Annotated in this window: 7 protein-coding genes; 5 read left to right on the top strand and 2 right to left on the bottom strand. The window is 48.1% G+C overall.

The window, feature by feature from the left end; genetic code table 11:
• Positions 1 to 135: 135 nt before the first annotated feature.
• Together cruF and RIG27_RS05385 are read right to left on the bottom strand one after the other, a co-directional pair.
• Complete coding sequence (cruF, locus tag RIG27_RS05390) at positions 136 to 1,062, bottom strand: gamma-carotene 1'-hydroxylase CruF (protein ID WP_446343153.1); 927 nt, start codon at positions 1,060 to 1,062, stop codon at positions 136 to 138.
• A gap of 145 nt (positions 1,063 to 1,207) precedes the next feature.
• Positions 1,208 to 1,447, bottom strand: coding sequence for a hypothetical protein (locus RIG27_RS05385; protein WP_446343151.1), 240 nt, complete (start codon positions 1,445 to 1,447; stop codon positions 1,208 to 1,210).
• Positions 1,448 to 1,612: 165 nt separating this feature from the next.
• Here RIG27_RS05385 and RIG27_RS05380 point away from each other — a divergent pair, with 165 nt between their 5' ends.
• The 5 genes from RIG27_RS05380 to aroF all read left to right on the top strand — a co-directional run bounded on the left by RIG27_RS05380 (position 1,613) and on the right by aroF (position 6,107).
• On the top strand, positions 1,613 to 2,857 hold the full coding sequence (locus RIG27_RS05380) for a GNAT family N-acetyltransferase (protein ID WP_446343149.1): 1,245 nt from the start codon (positions 1,613 to 1,615) through the stop codon (positions 2,855 to 2,857).
• A 66-nt stretch (positions 2,858 to 2,923) separates the two neighbouring features.
• Positions 2,924 to 3,352 carry a Holliday junction resolvase RuvX gene (gene ruvX, locus RIG27_RS05375; protein ID WP_446343147.1) on the top strand — a complete coding sequence of 143 codons (429 nt, stop codon included), beginning with the start codon at positions 2,924 to 2,926 and terminating at the stop codon, positions 3,350 to 3,352.
• Positions 3,353 to 4,132: 780 nt separating this feature from the next.
• Positions 4,133 to 4,402, top strand: coding sequence for a 30S ribosomal protein S15 (rpsO, locus tag RIG27_RS05370; protein WP_006103631.1), 270 nt, complete (start codon positions 4,133 to 4,135; stop codon positions 4,400 to 4,402).
• A gap of 16 nt (positions 4,403 to 4,418) precedes the next feature.
• Positions 4,419 to 4,895, top strand: coding sequence for a photosystem II biosynthesis protein (locus RIG27_RS05365; protein ID WP_446343145.1), 477 nt, complete (start codon positions 4,419 to 4,421; stop codon positions 4,893 to 4,895).
• 153 nt (positions 4,896 to 5,048) lie between these two features.
• Positions 5,049 to 6,107: a 3-deoxy-7-phosphoheptulonate synthase gene (gene aroF, locus RIG27_RS05360; protein WP_446343143.1), complete on the top strand. Its 1,059-nt coding sequence runs from the start codon at positions 5,049 to 5,051 to the stop codon at positions 6,105 to 6,107.
• Positions 6,108 to 6,345 lie beyond the last annotated feature (238 nt).

The following is a 6,345-nucleotide window of genomic DNA, read 5'->3' as shown; positions in this document are numbered from 1 at the left end:
AATGACAAATGACAAATGACAAATGACAAATGACAAATGACAAATGACAAATGACAAATGACAAATGACAAATGACAAATGACAAATGACAAATGACAAATGACAAATGACAAATGACAAATGACAAATGACAAATTACTTAATAGACGCTACAGGCACTTTCGCCTCTAGAGTGCGATCGCGTTGTCCTTGTTCGAGGGTGTTAGAGGTGGGTGTAGTCGTTGCCATCCGCCACAATACTACAGCGGGAACAACGCCTAACAAGATCCCTAACCCAACCGGAACCCATATTTGAGCACCGATACTCATCACAGCCGCAAAGACAAAGTTGCTCAGGTAAACGGCTAAGGGCAATCCCAATTGGCTTCTAGACAATGCCATTGGCGTTTTCTGCCACAATAAAGCCGCGACAGTCATAAAGACAGCACCTGTTCCTAACCAACCCGCAAAATTTTGATACGGCATCCCAAAAAAGGCACCCGGTTGCTCCCATAACCAGAAGGGGACAGAGGCTTGGCTCATGGCGGGATCAAGTACAAAGTCCCAGGAGGTGAGTAAGACAGCACCGATCGCGATCGCACCTAAGTGACGCCACCAACTAACTGATTGATTCGTCGCCACTCTACTCTCTAACCCCGCACGAGCCAATAGATAAGACACCAATCCTAAATAAAACCAGGATAAGGGAATCGTAAACGGCACAAGACCTGCGATTTTATAGCCTAAGCCACTTAAGTAACCATAGTGTCCAAAAGGGAAACCTGTACTCGTTCCCAGGAGTTCACTGGTCAAGGAAATGACAATAGCAGGAATCATGAACGTCAACCATTGCCACAGTCCCAGAGTTCGGTAGGCATAAATTGCAACGGCTGCTGCTCCTAAAATAATATAGACGACTCCACCCCCAGCCATAGACCATTGAAATACGGCTTGTCCCTGTGGTGGTAAACTCACAATCCATTCGGGGTGAGGCAACACCAGCAGTAGCCCTGCTAGTCCAAATGCCATAGCCCCAATATGACCTATCAACAAAAAGCGTTCAATTTTGATCAGTTGCTTCATGAAAAACTCCTAAAATGGTGAAAACCCCAGACTTGTCTTAGTAGCAAAACGCAGCATTCCGATTCAGATGCGGCAAGGCAATGGTTGTTTGCGAGTATACAAGCATCAATGATTTATAGTTTACAAATGTTTACGAAAAAAGTCCCTAGTGCCGCCATCTGAATGATGAAGGAGATAGGGTGAGGGGGTGAAGCAATACGGCTCTGATCAGCTCTAATTTTAATTTTTGTTCCACCGGAACGTTTTTACAGGCTTCCCCAGCTCCCCCAGCTTCCCCAGCTCCCCCAGCTTCCCCAGCTCCCCCAGCTTCCCCAGCTCCCCCAGCTTCCCCAGCTCCCCCAGCTTCCCCAGCTCCCCCAGCTTCCCCAGCTCCCAGACGCGCCATGGCACGTCTGGAACATTGCTCCCCTGTTCCCCCCAACTGGGGATGAACAGAGTGGGAAAATCGTTAATATATTGGCAGGACAGTAACTTGAATCTTGTCGCTGTATACTACAGTGCAAAAAACTTGGTCTTGTCTGCTGTTGGCTTCCTAGCATCTTTACTCAACATGACTTCACCTGTTCCGGAAAACGCGAAGACTGTCATTCGCCCCATTCAATACGGCGATTTGGAGAGAATTGAGCAGCTTACGACTCAAGCCACAGATACGGAGTGTAATAGCTGCTCGTTAACCTTCATCCGCCAACTACAGCAGGTTCGACGCTGGTATGGGCTGCTGATGGTTTTGAATTGGTTTCCGAATCCTTGCCAGTATGATTTTTGTTTCTATGTAGCTGAACAACTTCAGCGGCTGCGAGGATTAATCAAAGTGTCGCCCTTTAATCGGACTCGCAGTACTTGGCGCGTGGAACAGGTGTTAGTTGCTCCCGCTCCGTCTACTGAATCCATTAATAAACCCGCCAAACTTGAAACAGGCTCGGCACTCTTGCGCCATTGCTTTGAGACTATCTGGGAAGCCCGCACCTGGTTACTAGAAGTCAATATCCACAATAAAGATACCCTGGCACTATATCGGCGTAATGGATTTCAACCTCTAGCGCAATTGACATATTGGTCAATTCCTGCTCAAACCTTAGCTAAACTAGGCGATCGCGAACCCGATTTACCCAACTTGCTCCCGGTGAGCAATGCTGATGCTCAACTATTGTATCAGCTAGATACGGCGTCCATGCCTCCGTTAGTGCGTCAAGTGTTTGACCGTCATATCGAGGATTTTAAAACAGGATTTATGCGATCGCTAGTCTCGACGCTACAGCAGTGGTTCAATCGCACTGAAGTTATTAATGCTTATGTGTTTGAATCCCAGCGCAAAGCAGCTATTGGTTATTTTCAACTCACCCTTTGCCGAGATGGGAGTCAAGCACACGAAGCCCAGCTCACGGTTCACCCTGCCTACACTTGCCTGTATCCAGAGTTATTCTCACAAATGGCGCGGATTACCCAACAATATCCTGCCCAGTCTTTGCATCTGGCTTCAGCCGACTATCAACCGGAACGAGAAGACTACCTGGAACAGTTAAATGCTCAGAGAATCGAGCATACTCTACTCATGTCTCGTTCAGTCTGGCATAAAATCCGGGAAGCCAAGAAATTAGAAGGGTTACAGTTATCAGAAGTGCTTCAGGGACTCCAGCCAGCCCGTACTCCCATCCCCAGCCGTATGTCCTGGTGGGAATCCCTCTCCCAACAACCTAACGCCGCTTCTAAAACAAATGGAGCCAATTCTTCATCGAAACAGAAGTCGAAAGAGAAGGATATTCCACCGCCAGCCAACTCAACAGATACTGAGTAGGGGAGTTTTGAGTTGTGGAATGACGATCTCCACGTTTAACGTTAATAGTGTCCACCTACTTATGTGATGCAGAAAATCTCAGCCTTAGGCTTGGATGTTGGCAGTAAGCGAATTGGTGTCGCCGGATGCGATGGTACTGGCTTAATTGCTACAGGTTTAACCACAATCAAGCGAACATCTTTTGAGCAGGATGTATCCCAGTTCCGAGAACTCGTCGAACAACGCGACGTTCAAGTTCTGGTGGTTGGATTACCCTATTCGATGAACGGGACGCTGGGATTCCAGGCGCGACAGGTGCAAAAATATGTCCGTCGCTTGAGCGCTGCCCTACAATTACCCATAGAATATGTGGATGAGCGGTTAACGTCTTTTGAAGCTGAACAGTTACTTCATGCCGAGAAGCTCTCGCCCTCTCGCCATAAAGCTCTGATCGACCGCAAAGCCGCAGCTATTATACTCCAGCAGTGGCTGGATACTCGTCGCTCAAGTCGTTAATTATCAACTAGAACACCAGTCCAGTAATCGGCTCATCTACTTGAATTGTCCCAAAATGCTAACAATACGATACCAAATCTCCGGTTCCTTCGCTTCGCTAGTCGGACATGCTTTTGACTTTTTGCTTTTGCCTTTTTACTTCTTGTCACCACTAACTGTGGTTACTGGACTGACGCTCTAGGTCGCTTGCTTCTCGAAGAGGGAATACCATAAATCAGGAAAAATGATATGATCAAAAACTGCTGGATTATACCAGTCAGGAACCCCACGCCTAAAGGCGGGGGCTTGGAATAAAGCCCATACCTGACCAGCCTAAGACCTACGCGGTCTACGTTATGCCCAAGAGTTAAAGTTCGTACCTACAAATGCTCCCGCTAGTTTGTAGCTCTACAACTCCAGCATTAAACAGGCTTACAGGGTTAAACCAGTGTGTTGGAGATAGTACCGAGGCATAACTTATGCGAAGCTAACGTTACCCCGGAAACGGGAGGGGCGCAAGCCCAATCAAAATAACCCTTATGCGTACAGGTTGAAAGCACGAGTCTGTAATTGCCCAGACGAAAGGTGAATGCAATACATCGAACGCGGCAAGTAAATCCAAGGCGGTAGGGATTCCAATTCAAATATGCAGTCGTCTACACGAGGGTAATGGATACCAACAGCTTCTCAAAGGAAGTCCTGTCGGACTGCTGTTTATGTAAGGGGGCAAGATCCCATACATAAATGACAGGGGTTTCCATTCGTCCCCTTACCAACCCAATTTTCGATGAACATTTATCCATGGCTTTAACCCAAGAACGCAAACAAGAAATTATTGACAGCTATCAGATTCACGACACCGATACGGGTTCGGCAGATGTGCAAATCGCCATGCTCAGCGATCGCATTAGTCGCTTGAGTACACATCTGCAAGCCAATAAAAAGGATCATGCCTCCCGTCGGGGATTATTAAAGATGATTGGTCAGCGCAAACGCTTACTAAGTTATGTGCGTGAAGGCAATCCTGAACATTACCAAGCCTTGATTAAGCGCTTAGGTATTCGCGGATAAACACCGACTAAAGCTTATGTCTGATGAACCCTCCCGCAACCCTTTACCTTTTGAGCCGAGCCAAAAGCGAAAAAAAAAGTCGCAATCACAGGCTAAACCTGTAGCGAATAAAGCTAAGGCGAAATCCCCAGCTAAACCGGATCAACCAAAGGCTTCTACTCCTGAGTCGATGACTATTCCTGATCAGGTGAGTAAGCGTATGGTGCGCCGTATGGCACTACTTTGCGGTATTCCAACAGCCTTGGGAATGCTTTCATTTGTGGTTAGCTATCTTGCGGTGGTCAACCTAGAGATCGAGTTACCCAATGTAGCGGTGGTTCTGGTAAGTATGGGATTTTTTGGCTTAGGTGTGTTGGGATTAACCTATGGTGTTCTTTCAGCATCCTGGGAGGAAGACAGTCCAGGAACGTTACTGGGTTGGCAGGAATTCACAACCAACCTAGGACGACTCACATCAGCATGGCGTGAGGCGAGAGAGGCTAAAAAAAGTTAGCTCTTTTTTCGCGTTATTGCTAGGAACGCAGGGGGAGCAGGGGGAGCAGAGGGAGTAGGGAGAGTGAACTCACACACCATGCCCAATTAACCAAGCGAAGGGTCAAAATTTATCCCTTTCCCAATCACATTGAAAACTTAAACCTTAAAACTTATGATTGTAGTCATGAAAGTCGGCTCTCCAGAAGCCGAAATCAATCGCATTAATCAGGAACTCAGCGAACAGGGTCTAACGCCAGAACCAATTGTGGGTAAACACAAGGTTGTTATCGGTCTAGTCGGTGAAACGGCGGCTTTAGACCCCCGGCAAATTCAGGAAATTAGCCCCTGGATAGAAGAAGTGCTGCGGGTGGAGAAACCCTTTAAACGAGCAAGTCGTGAGTATCGTCACGGTGAAGCTGGCGAGGTTGTGGTATCAACACCCGATGGACCTGTTTACTTTGGGGAACATCATCCAGTGGTGCTGGTAGCCGGTCCCTGTTCGGTAGAAAACGAGGAGATGATTGTGGAAACGGCGCGTCGGGTAAAAGCGGCGGGCGCTAAGTTTTTGCGGGGAGGCGCTTATAAGCCTCGGACTTCACCCTATTCCTTCCAAGGGCATGGAGAAAGTGCCTTAGGGTTACTCGCCGCCGCACGGGAGGCTTCGGGTTTGGGGATCATTACCGAAGTCATGGATACAGCCGATGTGGAGAAAATTGCCGAAGTTGCGGATGTGGTGCAAGTCGGTGCCCGCAATATGCAGAATTTCTCTCTGTTGAAAAAAGTAGGCGCCCAGGATAAACCGGTGTTGTTGAAGCGGGGAATGTCGGCAACCATTGATGAATGGTTAATGGCGGCGGAGTATGTTTTAGCTGGGGGAAATCCCAATGTGATTCTCTGTGAACGGGGTGTCCGGGGATTTGACCGGAAATATGCCCGGAATACACTGGATTTATCGGTGTTACCTGTATTGCGATCGCTCACCCATTTGCCGATCATGATTGATCCCAGTCATGGTACGGGTTGGTTTGAGTATGTACCCTCAATGGCAAAAGCCGCGATCGCAGCCGGGGCGGATTCGTTGATGATTGAAGTTCACCCTAATCCAGCTAAAGCGTTATCCGATGGACCCCAATCCCTGACACCGGATCGCTTTGATAGCTTAGTCCAAGAAATGGCAGTGATTGGTCAAGCCGTTGGGCGTTGGCACGAACCCGCTATGGCGATCGCGTAATTATTCTAGAACATCAGTGATATCGTAGGGACACGGCATTGCCGTGTCCTTTATCTGTGACGTTCTCCCCCGTTAAGCTGCGCTATAACGGGAGCTGGTGACGTCCTCCTACACCGACCCTACGGGTACGGTTGTAGGCTTCCTTTGGGGTTCCGTTTCAGAACGACGCTTCCGGCGTTTTATAGTGGGGAATACGCAAGAGCCCACTTCTTGCTTATTGCAAGAGAAACTGTAGTTA

Source organism: Coleofasciculus sp. F4-SAH-05 (assembly GCF_040222985.1).
Taxonomy (GTDB): domain Bacteria; phylum Cyanobacteriota; class Cyanobacteriia; order Cyanobacteriales; family Coleofasciculaceae; genus Coleofasciculus; species Coleofasciculus chthonoplastes.
The sequence above is the reverse complement of the archived record's forward strand: the minus strand, read 5'-3'. Positions and strand labels throughout refer to the sequence as shown.

Excerpts from the sequence above, each read along its gene's own strand:
- cruF (WP_446343153.1), bottom strand. The coding sequence starts at position 1,062 with ATGAAGCAACTGATCAAAATTGAACGCTTTTTGTTGATAGGTCATATT.
- ruvX (WP_446343147.1), top strand. The coding sequence starts at position 2,924 with ATGCAGAAAATCTCAGCCTTAGGCTTGGATGTTGGCAGTAAGCGAATT.
- aroF (WP_446343143.1), top strand. The coding sequence starts at position 5,049 with ATGATTGTAGTCATGAAAGTCGGCTCTCCAGAAGCCGAAATCAATCGC.
- RIG27_RS05365 (WP_446343145.1), top strand. The coding sequence starts at position 4,419 with ATGTCTGATGAACCCTCCCGCAACCCTTTACCTTTTGAGCCGAGCCAA.
- rpsO (WP_006103631.1), top strand. The coding sequence starts at position 4,133 with ATGGCTTTAACCCAAGAACGCAAACAAGAAATTATTGACAGCTATCAG.
- RIG27_RS05385 (WP_446343151.1), bottom strand. The coding sequence starts at position 1,447 with ATGGCGCGTCTGGGAGCTGGGGAAGCTGGGGGAGCTGGGGAAGCTGGG.
- RIG27_RS05380 (WP_446343149.1), top strand. The coding sequence starts at position 1,613 with ATGACTTCACCTGTTCCGGAAAACGCGAAGACTGTCATTCGCCCCATT.